This is a genomic window from Klenkia terrae, from assembly GCF_900491935.1.
Taxonomy (GTDB): Bacteria; Actinomycetota; Actinomycetes; order Mycobacteriales; family Geodermatophilaceae; genus Klenkia; species Klenkia terrae.
In genome coordinates this window covers 3,070,316-3,088,453 of sequence record NZ_UEXK01000004.1, presented here as the reverse complement: position 1 = coordinate 3,088,453, position 18,138 = coordinate 3,070,316, and the positions used below count along the sequence as shown (strand labels likewise).

Genomic DNA, 18,138 nt, shown 5'->3' with positions numbered 1-18,138 from the left:
TCCGGCGCGGTCGTCACCCCACACTTCCGCAGGTCACGGGCCGGCGAGCTGTGCTGCGGATGACCACCCGGTGAACGCTCGGCGACCTGCACCGGCTGCGGACGCCCCCGGATCAGTTCCGCTCGGGCTCCGGCAGCCGCCCACCGGCCGGCACCACCGCGCCGGCCTCCAACCGCGCCGCCCGGCCGACCAGCGCGATGTCGCCGTCGGCCGAGCCGTCCCCGCCGACCGTCGCGTCCCGTCCGACGTCCACGCCGTCGTCCAGCACGGCCCGGTGCACCCGCGCACCGGCCCGCACCCGGGCACCGGGAAGCAGCACCGAGTCGGTCACCGTCGCCCCCTCCTCGACGACGACGCCCGGGGAGAGCACGGAGCCGCGCACCGTCCCGGCCACCCGGGTGCCCCCGGACACCAGCGACGACTCGACCGCAGCACCGGGCAGGAGGCGGGCCGCGGAGTGCCGGCCGCCGCGGGTGTGCACCGGCCAGGCGGTGTCGTCCAGGTCGATCGGCGGGTCGGCGGCGAGGAAGTCCATGTGCGCCTGCCAGTAGGCCGGCACGGTGCCCACGTCGCGCCAGTAGCCGGCGAACCGGTGCGCCCGGGCCAGCCCGTCGGCGGTCTGCGCCGGCAGCAGCGCATCGCCGAGGTCGGCCAGGCCGTCCTCCCCGGCGTCGGCGGCCAGCGCCTCGAGCCGGTCCAGCGTGGCGCCGGGGGTGAACACGAAGACCTCGTTGGTGGCCGTGGTGGTGGCCGGCTCGTCGGGCTTGTAGGCGTAGTCGGTCACCCGGTCGCCCTCGAGCTGCACGATCCCGTAGCGGGCGGCGTCGTCCGCGGCGACCTCGGTGGTCACCATCGTGACCTCGGCACCGGACTGCCGGTGCTCCTCGACGACCTCCCGGTAGTCCAGCTTGTAGACCGCGTCCGCGCTCACCACGACCAGCGCGTCCGGGGCGGCCTCGCGGACCAGGTCGGCCTGCCGCCAGAGCACGTCCGCCGTCCCGGTCGCCCAGCCGCCGCGGTCGGTGCCGCGGAACGGCGGCAGCGTCATCAGCCCACCGACCGTGCGGTCCAGGTCCCAGGGCCGGCCGTTGGCCAGGTGGTCGGCCAGCGACGTCGGGTGGAACTGCACGGCCACCCGGACGTCGGCGATCCCCGAGTGCTGGCAGTTCGACAGCGGGAAGTCGATCAGCCGGTAGACCCCCGCGAACGGGACCGCCGGCTTGGCCCGCCGCTCGGTGAGCAGTTCGAGGCGGCCGCCGGCGCCGCCGGCCAGCACGAGCACGAGGATCTTGGTGAGGGCCATGCACCCCCTGTGCCCCGGTCGGTCAGGACGTACGCGCCTCGCGGGAGGCCCGGAACAACCAGAACGAGGGGACGGCGACCGCGACGACCGCCATCGCCACCACGATGACCACCCCGCCGGTCCACATCGCCACCGAGACGCCGAACGCGCTCGCCAGCGCGCCGGACCGCAGGTCGCCCAGCCGCGGCCCGCCGGCCACGACCACGATGAACACGCCCTGCATCCGCCCGCGCATGTCGTCGGGGGCGGCCAGCTGCAGCATCGACGAACGCAGCACCGCGCTGACCATGTCCCCGGCGCCGGCCACGGCCAGGCACAGGACGGCGAACCACAGCGAGCCGGCGAAGCCGAACCCGATGATCGCCACGCCCCACACCGCGATCGCGACCAGCACCACCGCGCCCTGCCGGTCCACGCGGGAGACCCACCCCGACGTCAGCCCCATGACCAGCGAGCCGATCGAGATGCCGGCGTAGAGCCAGCCCAGGCTGTTGGCGTCGCCGCTGAACTCGGTGGCGGCCAGCTGCGGGAAGACCGCCTGCGGCCAGGCGAAGAGCATCGCGATGATGTCCACGACGAAGGTCATCAGCAGCACCGGCTGGGTGCGCAGGAAGGTGAAGCCCTCGCCCACCCCGCGCACGGCCGCGCCCAGCCGCAGCTTTGCGGCCGCGCCGGCCACCGGCAGCGGCGGGAGCCCGCGGACCAGCAGCACGGCGACGGCGAAGCCGACCGCGTCCACGACGTAGGTCAGGAACAGCTCGCCCTGGCCGATCAGCACGCCGGCCAGCAGCGGTCCGACGATGACCCCGACCTGGCGGACGGTCATCGCCAGCGCGTTGGCGGCGGGCACCAGCTCCGCCCCGACGATGGCCGGGATCGCGGCGCTGCGGGTGGGCTGGTTGACCGCGGCGAACGCCGACACCAGCGCGGTGAGCACCCACAGGACGGCGAGGGACTCCATCCCGAGGCCGGCCTGCACCGCCAGCAGCGCGCTGGTCACGGCCGCGCCGATCGAGGTGATGAGCATCAGCCGGCGCCGGTCCATCGCGTCGGCGATCGCCCCGCCGAGCAGGCCGAAGACCACCAGCGGGACCAGCGCGACCACCGACGTCACGCCGACCAGCAGCGAGGACCCGGTCATCGCGTAGACCTGGAACGGGACGGCGACCAGCGTCATCTGCTGACCGAGCATGGTGACGGTGATGCCGCCGAACAGCCGCCGGTAGGCCGGGTTCCGCAGCGGGGTGGTGTCGATCGCGAAGCCCCGCCGCTCGGTGCGGGGTGGGGTCTCCTCGGGGGCGGGGCCGNGCACATGGCGGTCGCCGGGGCGCACGGGTACCGCGCCGAGCTCGCCGCGGCCCTGCCGTGGGGGCCGGCGGAGCTGGCGCCGCGGGTCACGGCGGGCGCGGGTGGGCCTGGCCCCCGGGCGGGCCCGGGGGTGCCGCGGGGGGGGGCGCCGGGGGGCGGGGGCCGGGCGCCCGGGGGGGTCCCGGAGGGGGCCGGGGGGGCCGGCCGCGCGCGGCCGGCTGGCGCGGCCACCGCGTGCGCGCGCGGGCGGTGGAGTTCTGGCGGGGCGGCCGCGGCCGGCTGCCCGGCCGGCGTCGGTCCGGGTGAACCGCAGCCGGTCGTGCAGCCGGTCGTGGCCGCCCTGCCAGAACTCCACGGTGCGCGGGTGCACGCGGTAGCCGCCCCAGTCGGCCGGGCGGGGCAGCTTCCCCTCCGTCCGGTCACCGAGCTCGCGGAAGGCGGCCACCAGCTCCTCGCGGGAGGCCACGACCGAGGACTGCACGGTGGCCGCCGCGGCCAGCTGGGCACCGCGGGGGCGGGGGTCCCACAGCGCGTCGGAGCCGGCGTCGTCCAGCCGGGTCGCCGTCCCGGTCACCCGCACCTGGCGCTGCAGGGCGTGCCAGGGGAACACCAGCGCCACCCGGTCGTCGGCGGCGAGCTGCGCGCCCTTGGCCGAACCGCCGTTGGTGACGAACACGAAGCCGTCCGCCGACAGCCCCTTGAGCAGCACCACCCGGGCGTCCGGTGCGCCGTCGGGGTCGGCCGTGGCCAGCACCATCGCGTTGGGCTCGGGCAGCTCGGCGGCCACCGCGTCGTCGAACCACCGCTGGAACTGGGCCAGCCATGTCTCGGCGAGCGTGTCCTCGGAGAAGCTGCCCTCGTCGTAGTCGCGGCGCATCGTCGTCAGGTCGGGCACCGGCCCATGCTCCCACCCTGCAACCAGTCCACGACCAGGTGTGACGCCGGTCGCAGCTCCCACTGGGCGGGCGGTCCGGGTGCGACCAGGTCGGGGGGTTCCCCTAGGTTGTGGCCAGTCGTGCGCCCAGTGGCGCACGGGTCCCGCGCGCAGAGGAGCATGCAGGATGGCGGACGACTTCGTACCCGGCCTGGAAGGCGTCATCGCCTTCGAGACCACCATCGCCGAGCCGGACAAGGACGGCGGTTCCCTCCGCTACCGCGGCGTCGACATCGAGGACCTCGTCGGCAAGGTGACGTTCGGCGACGTCTTCGGCCTGCTGGTCGACGGCCGCTTCGGCCAGGGCCTCCCGCCCGCCGAGCCCTTCCCGATCCCGGTGCACACCGGCGACGTCCGGGTCGACGTCCAGGCGGCGCTGGCGATGCTGACCCCGATCTGGGGCTACCGCCCGCTGCTGGACATCACCGACGAGGAGGCCCGCGACGAGCTGGCCCGCGCCGCGGTCATGGCGCTGTCCTACGTGGCGCAGTCCGCCCGCGGCATCGGGGTCCCGGCCGTGCCGCAGCGGCGCGTCGACGAGGCCTCGACCATCGTCGAGCGCTTCATGGTGCGCTGGCGCGGCGAGCCCGACCCCAGGCACGTCGCCGCGGTCGACGCCTACTGGACCTCGGCCGCCGAGCACGGCATGAACGCCTCCACCTTCACCGCCCGGGTCATCGCCTCCACCGGCGCCGACGTGGCGGCGGCGATGTCCGGCGCGATCGGCGCGATGAGCGGCCCGCTGCACGGCGGTGCGCCGTCCCGGGTGCTGCACATGCTCGACGAGGTCGAGGGCACCGGCGACGCGGAGAAGTACGTCAAGGACCTGCTCGACCGCAAGGAGCGGTTGATGGGCTTCGGCCACCGGGTCTACCGCGCCGAGGACCCCCGCGCCCGCACGCTGCGCCGCGCCGCCAAGGAGCTCGGCGCGCCCCGCTTCGACGCCGCGCTCGCCCTGGAGAACGCTGCGCTCAAGGAGCTCCGCGAGCGCCGTCCGGACCGGCCGGTCGAGACCAACGTCGAGTTCTGGGCCGCGATCGTCCTGGACTTCGCCGAGGTGCCCAGCCACATGTTCACCTCGATGTTCACCTGCGCCCGCACCGCGGGCTGGAGCGCGCACATCCTGGAGCAGAAGCAGACCGGCCGGCTCGTCCGCCCGTCGGCCCGCTACGTCGGCCCCGACCCCCGCAAGCCCGACGCCGTCGAGGGCTGGGAGACGGTGCAGACCAAGGAGATCAGCGAGTCCGCGCCCGCCTGAGCGAGCCGCACACCGCACGACCGACGGCCCGGCGCAGACCCTGCGACCGGGCCGTCGTCCACTCCCCACTCCCCCGAGGACCCCTGCATGACGATCCAGATCCCCGCCGAGCTGCTCCCCGCCGACGGCCGCTTCGGCTGCGGCCCGTCCAAGGTCCGCCCCGAGGCCATGGCTGCGCTCGCCGCCGAAGGTGCTGCGCTCATGGGCACCTCGCACCGGCAGGCACCGGTCAAGAACCTGGTGGGGCGGGTCCGCGAGGGCCTGTCCCAGCTGTTCGACCTGCCCGAGGGCTACCAGGTGGTGCTCGGCAACGGCGGCACCACCGCGTTCTGGGACGCCGCCGCGATCGGGCTGGTCCGCGACCGCGCGGCCTTCGGCACCTACGGCGAGTTCTCCGCGAAGTTCGCCTCCGGGGTCGCCGACGCGCCGTTCCTGGCCGACCCGGTGATCACCAAGGCGGCGCCGGGCTCGGTCGCGCTGCCCGAGGCCGTGGCCGGGGTGGACGCCTACGGCTGGGCGCACAACGAGACCTCGACCGGTGCCATGGCGCCGGTGCGCCGTCCCGAGGGAGCCGACGAGGACGCCCTCGTGCTGGTCGACGCCACGTCGGGTGCCGGTGGGCTGCCCGTCGACGTGCTGGAGACCGACGTCTACTACTTCGCGCCGCAGAAGTGCTTCGCGGCCGACGGCGGCATCTGGCTCGCGCTCATGAGCCCGAAGGCCCTGGACCGGGTGGCCGAGATCAAGGCCTCGGACCGCTGGATCCCCGGGTTCCTCGACCTGTCCATCGCGGTGGACAACTCCAGCAAGGACCAGACGTACAACACCCCGGCGGTGGCCACGCTGTTCCTGCTGGCCGACCAGCTCGACTGGCTCAACGGCCTCGGCGGGCTGTCCGGTGCGGTCGCCCGCACCCGCGACTCGTCGTCCCGGCTGTACGACTGGGCCGAGAAGTCGGAGTACGCCACCCCGTTCGTGACCGACCCGGCGCACCGGTCCTACGTCGTGGGCACGGTCGACTTCGCCGACTCCGTCGACGCCGCGGCCATCGCCAAGGCGCTGCGGGCCCACGGCGTCGTGGACACCGAGCCCTACCGCAAGCTTGGCCGCAACCAGCTGCGGGTGGGCATGTTCCCCGCCGTCGACCCCGACGACGTCACCGCGCTGACCGCCTGCATCGACCACGTCGTCGGCCAGCTCTAGCGGAGTCGCAGCGCATCGGTTCCCGGTGCGCTGCGACTCCACCGGCACTCACAGCAGCAGCCAGGTGTCCTTGCTGCCGCCGCCGCGGCTGGAGTTGACCAGCAGCGAGCCCTCCTCCAGCGCCACCCGGGTCAGCGGCGCCGGCACCGCCCGGGTCACCGCGCCGGCGACGGCGAACACCCGCAGGTCGGCCCGCCGCGGCTGCACCACGCCGTCGACCAGGGTCGGCACCGTGGAGAAGTCGACCGGCTCCTGCGCCACGAACCGGTGCGGTGTCGCGGCCACCTCCGCCTGCAGCTCGGCGAGCTCGGCGGCCGAGCAGGTGGGGCCGAAGACCACGCCCTGCCCGCCGTAGCCGTCCACCGGCTTCACCACCAGCTCGCCCAGGCGGTCCCGCACGGCGGCGTAGTCGGCCTCGTCGGCCAGCACCCAGGTCGGGACGGCGTCCAGCACGGGCTCCTCGCCCAGGTAGAACCGGATCATCGCCGGCACGTGGCAGTAGGTGGCCTTGTCGTCGGCGACGCCGTTGCCCGGCACGTTGGCCAGCGCCAGCCGGCCGGCCCGCACCGCCTCGCCCAGCAGCACGTCCAGCGGGGTGCCGACCGGGTTGAGGTGCGCGGCCAGGTCGTCCTCGTCGAAGCGCCGGTACAGCACGTCGACCGGCACCCGATCCCCGTCCACGGCGACCTCGACCCCGCCGTCGGCGCGGGCCCACAGCGTGTCCGGGGTGGCGATCGGGATGCCCATGGCCTCGGCGAGCAACCGGTGCTCGAACCAGGCGGTGTTCACCGGGCCGTCGGTCAGCAGCGCCAGCCGGGGCGTCCCCGCGCAGGCCGGCGGCGCCGCGTCGGCCAGCGCGGCCCGCAGCACGGCCACCGCGTCGTGCGGCTCGGCCAGCCCGGGCACGCCGTCGAAGAGGCCCGGCAGGGCGGCGCGGGCGCTGTCCCGGTTGACGATGGCGTAGCCCAGGCCCGAGGGCACCCGCAGGTTGTCCTCCAGCACGACCCACCCGTCGGCCGCGCGCAGCAGGTCCATCCCGGCCACCGCCACCCGCGCCTGGCCCGGGCCGGCCAGCGACGCCGCACCGGGCCGGTAGCCGGGGCTGCGGGTCACCAGCCACTCGGGCAGCACCCCGGCCCGCACGGCCTCGGGCCGGTCGGCGCCGGCGTCCCCACGCCGGCGACCGGCCGGGCGGTAGGCGTCGGCGAGGAAGGCGTTGAGCGCCCGGGTGCGCTGCTCGACCCCGCGGGCCAGCTTCGCCCACTCGGCCGCCGGCACCAGGCGGGGCAGCGGGTCCAGCGGGAACGGGTGCTCGACCAGCTCGCCGTCGACGAAGGTGCCGAACACGACGCCGCGGGCCCGTCGCTCGCGGCCCATCTCCCCCACCGCGGCGGCCAGGCCGACCCCGCCGAGCTCCTCCAGGGCAGGGACGACGGGGCCGTAGCCCGACCGCACCGTGCCGGCGTCGTCCACCGCCTCGTCCACCGTCGGCGAGCGGTAGTGCTCGAACAAGCCCGTCGTGCCGGTCACCTGCACCTCACAGCCAGCGGTCGAACCACTCCGCGATCGCCTCGGTCAGCGTCACCAGGTTCTCCCGGCCCACGACGGTGTGGCCCTCGCCGGGGAGCAGGAGCAGCTCCGCCGGCTTGCCGAGGGCCGCACACGCCTGGTGGGCCTGGACGGACTCCGCGACGGGGACGTTGGTGTCCCGGTCACCGTGCGCCAGCAGGACCGGTGAGCGCAAGCGGTTCAATGCCGTCATCGGACTGATCGTGGCCAACATCTCGCGGTCGGTGACCGGATCGCCGTACTCGGTCACCGATGCGGCGGCCATCCACGGCTCGGTACCGGCGAAGAAGCTGCGCAGGTCGCTCATGCCGGCCAGCGAGGCGCCGGCGGCGAACAGGTCGGGCCACCGGGTCAGCGCGACCATGGTCAGGTAGCCGCCGTAGGACCAGCCGTGCGCCCCGACCCGGCCGGGCAGCGCGATGCCGGCGTCGACCAGGTGCGCGACGGTGTCGGCGACGTCGGTGAAGGACGCCTCCCGCGCGTCGACGTCGTCCAGGCCCATGAACGCCGTCCCGCGGCCGCCGGACCCGCGCACGTTGGGGGCGAAGACCGCGAAGCCGGCGGCGACCAGCGCCTGGGCCACCGGCGACCAGGCCGGCCGCTCCTGGCCCTCCGGTCCGCCGTGGAAGCTGACCACGGTGCGGTGCGGACCGCGGACGCCGGGCGGGGTGTAGAGCCAGCCGTCCAGCTCGAGACCGTCGGTTGCCCGGTAGTGGTGGCGGACCGGGGTGACCAGCAGGTCGTGGTCGGGCAGCCGCGGCGAGCTCGGCAGCCGGACGACGGCCCCGGACGCCAGGTCCACGGTGTGCAGGCTGCGCGGGGCGCCCGGGCCGGTCAGCTCGGCGACCAGCGACCGGCCGTCGGCGGCCAGCGACCAGCCCGGCATGACCGGCTGCGGCAGCGGCACGCGGGCGACCACCTCGCCGTCGTCCACCCGCCGGACGTCGAGCTCGGTGCTGCCCTCGGCGTTCCAGACGCACAGCACGGTGCCGTCGGCCCGCACCGCGTAGCCGTCCAGGTCGGCGTCCCGGCGGCGGACGAGGACCCGCGCCGGACCGGGCTCGCCGGCCTCCGACAGCGGGACGACGACCAGCGCGGTGCGGTCCTCCCCCGCCGGGCCGGGCTGCGCGGCCCGCAGGTAGACCGACCGCCCGTCCGGGCCGAACCGGCCGTCCTCGCTCTGCCGGCCGCCGGCGTCGTCGGCCGGGATCACCCGCCGCTGCTCACCGGTCGCCACGTCGACGAGCACCACGTGCCGCCACCCGCGGGGACCCCGCCGGGCCAGCAGCCGGGACTCGTCGGCGGCCACCGCGGTCACGGCCAGGAACCCGCCGGTGGCCAGCGTGCGGCGGGCGCCGGAGACCACGTCCACCAGGACGACGTCGGCGCCCGGGCCGTCGGCGATCGTGCATGCGTAGTGGCCCGGTCGGGCGGTCCAGCCACCGGCGAACACGGTGCACCGCGGGTCCTCCCCGGCGACCAGCCGGCGGTCGGTGCCGTCCGGGCGGACCACCCACAGCTCCGCGCAGATCGAGCCGCCGGGGCTGACCAGGTAGGCCAGCCACTCGCCGTCGGGCGACCAGGCGACCGAGACGACCTCCTGCTCGGGGCCGGAGACCACCGCGGGCGGCGTCCGCTGGTCCAGCGTGGCGACCTCCAGCCGCGGGCGGCCGGACCGGTCGGCCACGTAGGCGACCCGCTCCCCGTCGGCGGCCAGCGCCGGGCACCAGGCGCCGGGCGCGGCCGCGATCTGGGTGAGCGCCAGCCGCACCTCGGTGGGCAGACCGGGTGAGGTCTGCAGGGCGGTCTCGTGCCGGGTCATGCCACCTCCAGGGGTCGCGGGCATCTCGGGGGTGCAGCGGGGAGCGCCCCCGGGTTGTTCCAGGGGTTATCGGCGGGAGGGGTCAGCGGATGCCGTGCCGCTGCAGCCACAGCTCCAGCAGCCCCACCTGCCACAGCTGGTTGCTGCCCAGCGTCGTGCGGTGGGTGTTGGGGTCGGCCAGCAGTCGCTCGGCGTAGTCGGTGCGGAACAGCCCGCGCTCCTTGGCCTCGGGCGCCCGCAGCGCCTGGGCGACGCTGGCCAGGTACTCGCCCTCCAGGTGGATGATCGCCGGCACCGGGAAGTACCCCTTGGGCCGGTCGATCACGTGCGCCGGGATGACCGCCCGGGCGGCCTCCTTGAGCACGCCCTTGCCACCCTGGGCCAGCTTGAGCTCCGGCGGGACCGCGGCCACCAGCTCGACGAACTCGTGGTCCAGGAACGGCACCCGGGCCTCCAGGCCCCAGGCCATCGTCATGTTGTCCACCCGCTTGACCGGGTCGTCGACCAGCATGATCGTGGAGTCCAGCCGCAGCGCCCGGTCCAGCGTGGTGTCCGCGCCCGGCCGGGCGAAGTGGTCGGCCACGAAGGCCCGGCTGACGTCCTCGGTGGTCAGCCAGCGCTCGGTGAGGATGCCGGCCAGCTCGGCGTGCGGGCGGTCCACGAACACCGAGGCGTAGGCGTCGACCGCGCGGTCGACCGGCACGCCGTCCAGCGGCGGGCACCAGTCGTACCCGGCCAGCACCTCGTCGGCGCCCTGCCCGCTCTGCACCACCTTCACGTGCTGGCTGACCTGCTGGGAGAGCAGGTAGAACGCCACGCAGTCGTGGCTGACCATCGGCTCGCTCATCGCCCCGATCGCGCCGTCGAGCCCCGCGTGCACGTCGGCGGTGGGCACCAGCAACCGGTGGTGGTCGGTGCCGAAGTGCTCGGCGATCACGTCGGAGTAGGCGAACTCGTCGCCCTCCCGGCCGCCGACGGCCTCGAAGCCGATGGAGAAGGTGGCCAGGTCGCGCTGCCCCTCCTCGGCGAGCAGGCCGACGATCAGCGAGGAGTCCAGGCCGCCGGAGAGCAGGACGCCGACCGGGACGTCGGCGACCATCCGCCGGCGCACGGCCGTCCGCAGGCTGTCCAGCACCGCGTCCTGCCACTCCCGCGGCGACAGCCCGGCCAGGTCGGCGCGGCGCTCGTGGACCGGCGTCCAGTAGACGTGGTCGGACTCCCGGCCGTCGGCCTCGTAGGTGCGCACGGTGGCCGGTGGCAGCTTGCCGACGCCGGCCAGGATCGTCCGCGGCGCCGGGACGACGGAGTGGAAGCTCAGGTAGTGGTGCAGCGCCACCGGGTCGATGCTCGTGTCCACCCCGCCGGCCCGGACCAGCGCCGGCAGGCTGGAGGCGATCCGCACCCGGCCGGGCCCGCGGCTGACGTAGACCGGCTTGATGCCCAGCCGGTCGCGGGCGACCACGACCCGGCCGGTGCCGCGCTCGACGACGACCACGACGAACATGCCGAGGAACTTCTCCACGAACGCCGTGCCCCAGCGGTGGTAGGCCTTGAGCACGACCTCGGTGTCGCTGGTGGAGGCGAACCGGTAGCCGGCGGCCCGCAGCTCCTCGCGCAGCTCCCGGTAGTTGTAGATGATCCCGTTGAACACGCAGGTCAGGCCCAGCTCGATGTCCACCATCGGCTGCGCGCCGGCGTCGGTCAGGTCGATGATCTTCAACCGTCGGTGCCCCAAGGCGACCGGGCCCGACTGCCACACCCCCGACCCGTCGGGACCGCGCGGGGCCAGCTGGTCGCACATGGCGGCCACGGCGCCGACGTCGGCCACCCCGCCGTCGAACCGGATCTCGGCCGATATGCCGCACACGAGCGACTCCCCTCGCCCCGGCGCGCCGGGTCCGTCGAAGCACCCACCCTGCCCGGTCCGTGTTGCACCGGCATGTCGCGACCGGAACTCGACCGCCCGCCGGCACCGGGCGTGTCCGGCCGCGGGCACCCGGCCGGCGCGGTTAGCCTCAGCTCGGTCCCTGTCCGCCGTCGAAGATCCGAGAGGTCGTCTCCCCATGCGCACCCTGCGCCTCGTGGCCCTCTCCGACGACGGCCGCAGCCTGGTCCTCGCCGCGGACGTGCCCGACTCGATCGACAACGGCGAGCGCTTCTACCTGCCGATCGACGACCGGCTCAAGGCCGCGTCGCGGGGCGACGCGCAGCGGATGGGCCAGATCGAGCTCGACGCGGCCAACGCACTGTCCCCCCGGGTGATCCAGGCGCGCATCCGCGCCGGCGAGACCCCCGAGCAGGTCGCGCACGCCTCGGGCACCCCGGTCGAGCGGATCATGCGCTTCGCCCACCCCGTCCTGCAGGAGCGCGCCCGGGTGGCCGAGCAGGCCCAGGGCGCCCGGGTCCGGCTCAGCGAGGGCACCCAGGGCGTCGCCCTGGAGCAGTTCATGTCCGACCGGCTGCGGCTGCTGGGCGCCGACCTCGACGCCATCCGCTGGGACTCCCACCGCACCGACGACGGCACCTGGCAGGTCCGCGCCGCCTGGAAGGCCGGGCACAAGTCGGGCACCACCAAGTGGAGCTACGACACCAGCACCCGCACGGTCACCCCGGTCGACGCCACCACGATGGACTTCGCCGAGGGCACCCGGCTGGTGCGCGTCGTCCCCGACGTCCCGGCCGGCCTGCCGGCCAGCCCGCCCCCGCGGCGGACCATCGCCGCGGTCGTCGAGCAGCCCTGGGTCCCCGAGGAGGAGGCCGAGCCGGCCGTCGAGGACGACGAGGTGCGCAACGTGGTGCCCGTCGACGGCAGCCCGGTCGACGTGCTGCTGTCCGGCGACGGCGGCCCCGAGCACGACACCGTGGTCTTCGACCGCGTCGACGGCGAGGCCGAGGACCCCCGCGCGGCCATCCCCGCCTGGGAGGACATCGTCTTCGGGGTCCGCCGCCACCGCTGAGGGGTGACCGGGCACTCGGTGTCCGACCTGCGCGTTCTGGGTAGTGCTGGTTCCGGCAACAACGCCGCAGCACGAGGAGGACGACAGCCATGACCGCATCGGTGTCCATGCCCGCCGGGGGTGTCCAGGTGGGGACCTACGCGGACTACGCCCAGGCGCAGCGCGCGGTCGACTACCTGTCCGACGAGAACTTCCCGGTCGAGAACGTCCAGATCGTGGGGACCGACCTCCGCTCGGTCGAGCAGGTCGTCGGCCGGCTGACCTACGGCCGGGCCGCCGCGGCCGGGGCCGCCTCCGGCGCCTGGTTCGGTCTGTTCGTCGGGCTGCTGCTGGGCATCTTCGCCCCCGACGGCTCCAGCTGGATCAGCTCCGTGCTGACCGGCCTGGTCATCGGACTGGTGTTCGGCGCGCTGTTCGGCCTGGCCGGGTTCGCCGCCACCCGCGGCCGCCGCGACTTCGCCACCACCGGCCAGAAGATCGTCGCCGGCCGGTACGACGTGCTGTGCAACCCGCAGTTCGCCGAGCAGGCCCGCGCCCACCTGGCCCGGCTGAGCCTGCGCGGCTAGCGGAGCTGGGCGAACGCGACGGCGGCGGCCGCCGCGACGCCCAGGGAGTCCACGCCCGAGCGCATCGCGATCCGGGCCCGGACGTCGACGGCGGCCATCGCCCCCTCGGTGAGCCCGGGGCCCTCCGCGCCCAGCAGCAGCGCCGTCCGGGGGTGCTCGACCGGGTCCAGCGACCGCAGGTCGACCGCCCCCGGGTCCGGCGTCAGCGCGACCGTCGTGAAGCCGGCAGCGCGCACCGTGGCCAGGTCGCCGGGCCAGTCCTCGAGCGCCACGACCGGCAGGGTCAGCAGGTGCCCCATGGACACCCGCACCGACCGCCGGTAGAAGGGGTCCGCGCAGCTGGGGTCCAGCAGCAGGGCGTCCACGCCCAGCGCCACCGCCGACCGGCCGATCGAGCCGATGTTCTCGTGGTCGTTGAGGCCCTCGAGCACGGCGATCCGCCGGGACCGGGCCAGCACGTCGGCCAGCGACGGCGGCACCGGTCGCTCTGCCGACGCCAGCACCCCGCGGGTCAGTCGGAAGCCGATGGTCTCCGAGACCACCCACTTGTCCGCCTCGTAGGCGGGCACGCCGGCCGGGATGTCCAGCGCCGCCAGCCGCCCGGCCACGCCGTAGAGGGCCCGCAGCTGCAGGCCGGTCTCCAGCAACCGCTCCACCGCGGTCACGCCCTCGACCACCACCGGGCCCGACCGGCGCTCGGTGCCCGGCCGGCGGTCCCCGGCGTGCAGGTCGTGGAAGTCGGCCACCCGGGGGTCACGCGGGTCGGTGATCAGCTCGGGCACGGCTCACGATCATGCCCGACCCGGGTGGTCCGCCCGCTTCTCGGACTGCAGGGCGACCGCCCGACCCGCACGCTGGGCCGTGTGACCACCACCGTGATCGGCGCCGGCATCGCCGGCATCGCCGCCGCCCGAGCCCTGAGCGACGTCGACCAGCCGGTGCGGGTGCTCGACCGGGGTCGCCGCCCGGGGGGCCGGATGTCCGGGCGCGAGCTGCACGGCCGGGTGGTGGACCTGGGCGCCTCCTACCTCACCGCGGCCGAGGGCAGCGAGTTCGCCGACGTCGTCGCCGACTGGGTGGCCCGCGGGGTGGCCCGGGAGTGGACCGACACCTTCTCCGTCGCCGGTCCCGAGGGGATCACCGACCGCAAGACCGGTCCCATGCGCTACGGCGCGGCCGGCGGCATGCGGTCGCTGGTGCTCGACCTGGCCCGCGACCTCGACGTGGTCACCGGGCGCCCGGTGCAGCACGTCGGCCCCGGCCCGGTGGTCGACGCCGAGGCGGTGGACGCCGTCGTCCTGGCGCCGCCCGACCCGCCGGCACGGCGGCTGCCGGCCCCCGGGGCGCCGACCGAGCAGGCCCTGGACCCCCGCGGCTGGCAGGCCACCCTGGCCGTCGTCCTCGGCTGGGCCGACCGCCGCTGGGACACCGACCTCAACGGGGTCTTCGTGCACGACCACCCCGCCGTCGAGTGGATCGCCGACGACGGCGCCCGGCGCGGGGACGGCGCGGCCGTGCTGGTCGCGCACACCTCCGCGGCCTTCGCCGCCGGCCACCTCGCCGAGCCCGACGCCGCCGGCCCCGGGGTGGCCGCCGCCGTGTGCGCGATGCTGGACCTGCCCGAGCCGGAGTGGACCCACGTGCACCGGTGGACCTTCGCCAAGCCGGCCCACCCGCGGGAGGAGCCCTTCCACCTGGCCGACGGGATCGGCCTGTGCGGCGACGGGTGGTCGGCGCCGTCCAAGGTGCAGAGCGCCTGGACGTCGGGGCACCTGCTGGGCCGCGAGCTGGCCGCCCGGGCGGGCGGCTGACCCGACGGGTCAGGACGGGACGGCGACCGGCCCCAGGACGCCGCCGGCGATCGCCAGCTCGTCGGCGGCCGCCCGCTCCAGCGCCCGGGCGAAGAGCCAGCCCTGGGCCGACTGGCATCCCTCGTCGCGCAGCAGGTCCCGCTGCTCGGTGGTCTCCACGCCCTCGGCGACCACCGACAGGCCCATGACCCGGGCCAGCTCGAGCAGACCCTCGACGATCCGCGGCTGGGCGCCGTCCCGGCCGATGGTCGCGACGAAGGACCGGTCGACCTTGAGCACGTCGACCGGGAACTGCCGCAGGTGGGTCAGCGAGGAGTAGCCGGTCCCGAAGTCGTCGACGGCCAGCCGGACACCCAGACCGCGGAGTCGATGGAGCGCCCGGGCGGCCTGCTCGGTGTCGTGGACCAGGGCGGTCTCGGTGAGCTCCAGGCACAGCGCGGCCGGGTCCAGCCCGCTGTCGGTGAGCGCTGCGGCGACGTCGTCCACCAGGTGCGGGGAGCGCAGCTGGCGGACCGAGACGTTGACGGCCACCCCCGGCGCCGGGTCGGCGCCGTCGTCCCGCCAGCTCGCCGCGGCCCCGCAGGCCTCGCGCAGCGCCCACCGCCCGATCGACTCGATCGAGCCGTCCTCCTCCGCGATCGGCACGAAGACCGCCGGCGACACCTCGCCGAGCAGCGGGTGCTGCCAGCGCAGCAACGCCTCGAAGCCCTCGACCGCCCCGCTGCCCAGGTGGACGACCGGCTGGTACACCAGCCGGAGCTGCCCGGCGGCGAGCGCCTCGGGCAGGTCGGCGGCCAGCCGGGTGCGCAGCAGCAGCTCGGCCCGCATGTCCGCCTCGAAGCTGACCACCCGGCCCTTGCCGCCCGCCTTGGCCCGGTACAGCGCGGTGTCGGCGTCCCGGAGCAGGCTCGCGGCGGTGCCGTCCCCGTCCAGGTCCGCGCAGACCAGGCCGATGCTCACACCGACCCGGACCACCCGGCCGGCCACCTCGTAGGGCGCGCAGAGCAGCGCGCGCAGGCGCTCGGCGACCGCCAGGTGGTCCTCCACGTGGTCCCCGGGGCCCGGTTCCAGCAGCACGGCGAACTCGTCCCCGCCCAGGCGGGCGACGGTGTCCGCGGGGCGGACCCCGTCGCGCAGCCGGCCGGCTACCTGCCGGAGCAGCTCGTCGCCGGCCGGGTGGCCCAGGGTGTCGTTGACCGTCTTGAAGCCGTCCAGGTCCAGGGAGAGCACGGCCGGGTCCAGGCCGGTGCGACCGGTCCGGGTCAGCGCGTGGGCGACCCGGTCGTCGAACAGGGACCGGTTGGCCAGCCCGGTCAGCCCGTCGTGGAAGGCCTGGTGGGCCAGCTCGTCCTGCACCCGGTGCCGCTCGCTGACGTCCTGCATCGTGACGACGAGGCCCTGGACGTCGGGGTGGGCGGTGCGGTCCACGGCGCGGACCTCCACCCAGCCGCCGCCGGTCGAGCTGGGCAGCTCGGCGACGCAGACCCGCCCGGGCTGGGCGGCCGCCCGGTCCAGCAGGTCCTGGCGCCCGGCCGGGTCGGCCTCCCCGACGGCGTCCCAGACGGCCGAGCGGGGGTGCTCCCCGGGCAGCGGCCGACCGACGGCGTCGACGACGACCAGCGCGTCGGCGGAGTCCGCCGCGAGGGCGGCCGCCCGCCGGGCACGCAGCTCCAGCACCCGGCGCAGCTGCGCCTGCTGGCGGGCCAGCCGGGTGGCCCGGCCGAACGCGAGCCCCACGACGACCGCGGTCACCAGCACGCCGGCCGCGGGGTCGATGTCGGTGCCGCGGGCGAACGCCCAGACCTCGACCGCACCGGGCAGCACCAGGGGGAACAGCGTCAGCCCGATCTGGGCACCGCTGACCGGCAGCTCGCGCACCGCGGGGGGCGCGGCAGCGGTCGACCGACCGGCCAGGGCCGCCCACGAGGACGCCGCGAGGGCCAGCGAGCCGATCGTCCAGCCGGTGTCGAAGACCGCCGAGGAGCTGGCGGCGACCAGGTAGCCCAGGTCCGCGGCGAACCAGGTGGCCGCGCCGACCGCGATCCAGGCGGCCTCGGCCCGCAACCCCGCCCGGGCGAACCACAAGCGGACGACGAGGGCCAGCAGCCAGGCGTCGAGGACCGGGTAGGCCGCCCACACGGTGCGCACCAGCGGGGACAACGCGTCGTCGGACACCGTGGCCTCCAGCGCGAGGACCCACTCCAGGTAGACCACCACGACGAAGACCGCGGCGGTGTCCACGAAACGGTCGAACCGGGACCCCTCGGCGACCCGGCCGACGACGCGGCGCAGGCCCAGCCCGACCGCCAGGTACGACGCCAGGTAGGCCACGTCGGCCACCGACACGTCGGCCTCGGGCGCACCGGACCACGCCCGCAGCTGCCAGACCAGGTCACCCACGGCCGACAGCGTCACCCCCGCCGCGGTCCAGGTGCCGGCCCGCCAGCCACGGGCCACCGCGCACCAGGCCAGGACGGCGGCGCCGAGCACGACCACCAGGTAGCTGACCTCGGCGACCGTCCCCGCGGGCACCAGGAGCCGGCCGACCGCCAGCACGGCGAGCGCGACGAACGCTGCGGCGCACGGGGTGGGCAGCCCGACGGCAGGTCGGGCGCGGGGCTCCGCGTGGGGTGGCACTGGTCCTCCGGGTGGTGGTCGACGAACGACCCACGGTCTCGAGGTCCGTTGCACGCATCGGCTCCCACCGGTCCGCCCTGGTGCGGTCGGGGCCCCGTCTCACCCGACCGGGTCAGACGGGCATCAGCCCACGGCCACCCTCAGGTCGGCCCGGGCGGCAGCGGCCAGCACCCGGGCGGCGTTGGGCTCGTCGACCGCGGCCACCCAGGCCCGCGCCTGTGCCGGGTCCTTGCCGAACTGCACGTGCCGGGCCACCAGGCGCGCGGTGCGGACGGCGTCGTCCAGGTCCAGCGACCAGACCTCGTCGCAGGCCGCCCGCACCTGCGGCCACGGGTCGTCGGGCAGCAGCAGGTAGTTGCCCTCGGTGACCACCACCCGGGTGCCCGGCGGCACGCCGATCGCCCCGGCCAGCGGCTGCTCCAGGTCGCGCTCGAAGGCCGGCGCCCAGACCGTGCGGTCGGTCTCGGTCCGCAGCCGACCCAGCAGCGCCCGGTAGCCGTCGGCGTCGAAGGTGTCCGGTGCGCCCTTGCGGCCCCGTCGACCCAGGGCGTCCAGGGCGACGTCGGCGAGGTGGTAGCCGTCCATCGGGACGCCGACGGCCGGCAGCCCGGCCGCGGTCAGCGCCGGGACCAGCGCGGCAGCCAGCGTCGACTTGCCCACCCCGGGCGGCCCGGCCAGGCCGACCACCACCCGGTCCCGGGTCCGGGCGAGCTCCCGCACCCGCTCGACGAGGAATTCGGGTGCGCCGGAGGCGGTCATGCCGCGATTGT

Annotated in this window: 13 protein-coding genes; 5 read left to right on the top strand and 8 right to left on the bottom strand. The window is 75.7% G+C overall.

The features are described from left to right. Positions 1-112: 112 nt before the first annotated feature. Entirely contained in the window at positions 113-1,303 is a 1,191-nt protein-coding gene (locus LFA75_RS15505; protein WP_225234517.1) for a glucose-1-phosphate adenylyltransferase family protein, read from the bottom strand. Between the two features lie 22 nt (positions 1,304-1,325). Beyond that, complete coding sequence (pdxH, locus tag LFA75_RS15500; RefSeq protein WP_455428481.1) at positions 1,326-3,488, bottom strand: pyridoxamine 5'-phosphate oxidase; 2,163 nt, start codon at positions 3,486-3,488, stop codon at positions 1,326-1,328. Between the two features lie 184 nt (positions 3,489-3,672). Between pdxH and LFA75_RS15495 the strand changes: the two genes are divergently transcribed. Both LFA75_RS15495 and serC read left to right on the top strand, forming a co-directional pair. Then, entirely contained in the window at positions 3,673-4,803 is a 1,131-nt protein-coding gene (locus tag LFA75_RS15495; protein WP_225234515.1) for a citrate synthase 2, read from the top strand. 87 nt (positions 4,804-4,890) lie between these two features. Next, entirely contained in the window at positions 4,891-6,006 is a 1,116-nt protein-coding gene (gene serC, locus LFA75_RS15490; protein ID WP_225234514.1) for a phosphoserine transaminase, read from the top strand. A gap of 48 nt (positions 6,007-6,054) precedes the next feature. Here serC and LFA75_RS15485 read toward each other — a convergent pair whose 3' ends face one another. From LFA75_RS15485 to LFA75_RS15475, 3 genes are all read right to left on the bottom strand, one after another. Next, the gene (locus tag LFA75_RS15485) at positions 6,055-7,536 is read right to left on the bottom strand and encodes a circularly permuted type 2 ATP-grasp protein (protein ID WP_225234513.1); all 1,482 of its coding nucleotides are present in this window, start codon (positions 7,534-7,536) and stop codon (positions 6,055-6,057) included. 7 nt (positions 7,537-7,543) lie between these two features. After that, the gene (locus LFA75_RS15480; RefSeq protein ID WP_225234512.1) at positions 7,544-9,397 is read right to left on the bottom strand and encodes a S9 family peptidase; all 1,854 of its coding nucleotides are present in this window, start codon (positions 9,395-9,397) and stop codon (positions 7,544-7,546) included. 82 nt (positions 9,398-9,479) lie between these two features. Next, the gene (locus LFA75_RS15475; protein WP_225234511.1) at positions 9,480-11,264 is read right to left on the bottom strand and encodes an N-acetylglutaminylglutamine amidotransferase; all 1,785 of its coding nucleotides are present in this window, start codon (positions 11,262-11,264) and stop codon (positions 9,480-9,482) included. A 196-nt stretch (positions 11,265-11,460) separates the two neighbouring features. Between LFA75_RS15475 and sepH the strand changes: the two genes are divergently transcribed. After that, complete coding sequence (gene sepH / locus LFA75_RS15470; protein ID WP_225234510.1) at positions 11,461-12,354, top strand: septation protein SepH; 894 nt, start codon at positions 11,461-11,463, stop codon at positions 12,352-12,354. An 89-nt stretch (positions 12,355-12,443) separates the two neighbouring features. Then, positions 12,444-12,920 carry a general stress protein gene (locus LFA75_RS15465; RefSeq protein ID WP_225234509.1) on the top strand — a complete coding sequence of 159 codons (477 nt, stop codon included), beginning with the start codon at positions 12,444-12,446 and terminating at the stop codon, positions 12,918-12,920. On the opposite strand, the gene LFA75_RS15460 is transcribed toward LFA75_RS15465, so the two are convergent. Further along, positions 12,917-13,702 (bottom strand): TrmH family RNA methyltransferase, encoded by a 786-nt coding sequence (locus LFA75_RS15460; RefSeq protein WP_225234508.1) that lies wholly within the window; start codon positions 13,700-13,702, stop codon positions 12,917-12,919. The two genes, LFA75_RS15465 and LFA75_RS15460, sit on opposite strands and share 4 nt — an antisense overlap. 81 nt (positions 13,703-13,783) lie before the next feature. On the opposite strand from LFA75_RS15460, the gene LFA75_RS15455 reads away from it, so the two are divergent. Further along, the gene (locus LFA75_RS15455; protein WP_225234507.1) at positions 13,784-14,731 is read left to right on the top strand and encodes an NAD(P)/FAD-dependent oxidoreductase; all 948 of its coding nucleotides are present in this window, start codon (positions 13,784-13,786) and stop codon (positions 14,729-14,731) included. Positions 14,732-14,740: 9 nt separating this feature from the next. Here the strand turns inward: LFA75_RS15455 and LFA75_RS15450 are convergent, their stop codons facing one another. Together LFA75_RS15450 and LFA75_RS15445 are read right to left on the bottom strand one after the other, a co-directional pair. Beyond that, a complete protein-coding gene (locus tag LFA75_RS15450; RefSeq protein ID WP_225234506.1) occupies positions 14,741-17,368 on the bottom strand; it encodes a putative bifunctional diguanylate cyclase/phosphodiesterase in 2,628 nt (875 codons plus the stop codon). Positions 17,369-17,491: 123 nt separating this feature from the next. Continuing rightward, positions 17,492-18,127: a nucleoside/nucleotide kinase family protein gene (locus LFA75_RS15445; protein WP_225234505.1), complete on the bottom strand. Its 636-nt coding sequence runs from the start codon at positions 18,125-18,127 to the stop codon at positions 17,492-17,494. Positions 18,128-18,138: the final 11 nt, after the last annotated feature.

Bases quoted from the DNA above. Each gene is read 5' to 3' on its own strand.
- LFA75_RS15505 (WP_225234517.1), bottom strand. From the start codon at position 1,303: ATGGCCCTCACCAAGATCCTCGTGCTCGTGCTGGCCGGCGGCGCCGGC.
- LFA75_RS15495 (WP_225234515.1), top strand. From the start codon at position 3,673: ATGGCGGACGACTTCGTACCCGGCCTGGAAGGCGTCATCGCCTTCGAG.
- serC (WP_225234514.1), top strand. From the start codon at position 4,891: ATGACGATCCAGATCCCCGCCGAGCTGCTCCCCGCCGACGGCCGCTTC.
- LFA75_RS15480 (WP_225234512.1), bottom strand. From the start codon at position 9,397: ATGACCCGGCACGAGACCGCCCTGCAGACCTCACCCGGTCTGCCCACC.
- sepH (WP_225234510.1), top strand. From the start codon at position 11,461: ATGCGCACCCTGCGCCTCGTGGCCCTCTCCGACGACGGCCGCAGCCTG.
- LFA75_RS15465 (WP_225234509.1), top strand. From the start codon at position 12,444: ATGACCGCATCGGTGTCCATGCCCGCCGGGGGTGTCCAGGTGGGGACC.
- LFA75_RS15445 (WP_225234505.1), bottom strand. From the start codon at position 18,127: ATGACCGCCTCCGGCGCACCCGAATTCCTCGTCGAGCGGGTGCGGGAG.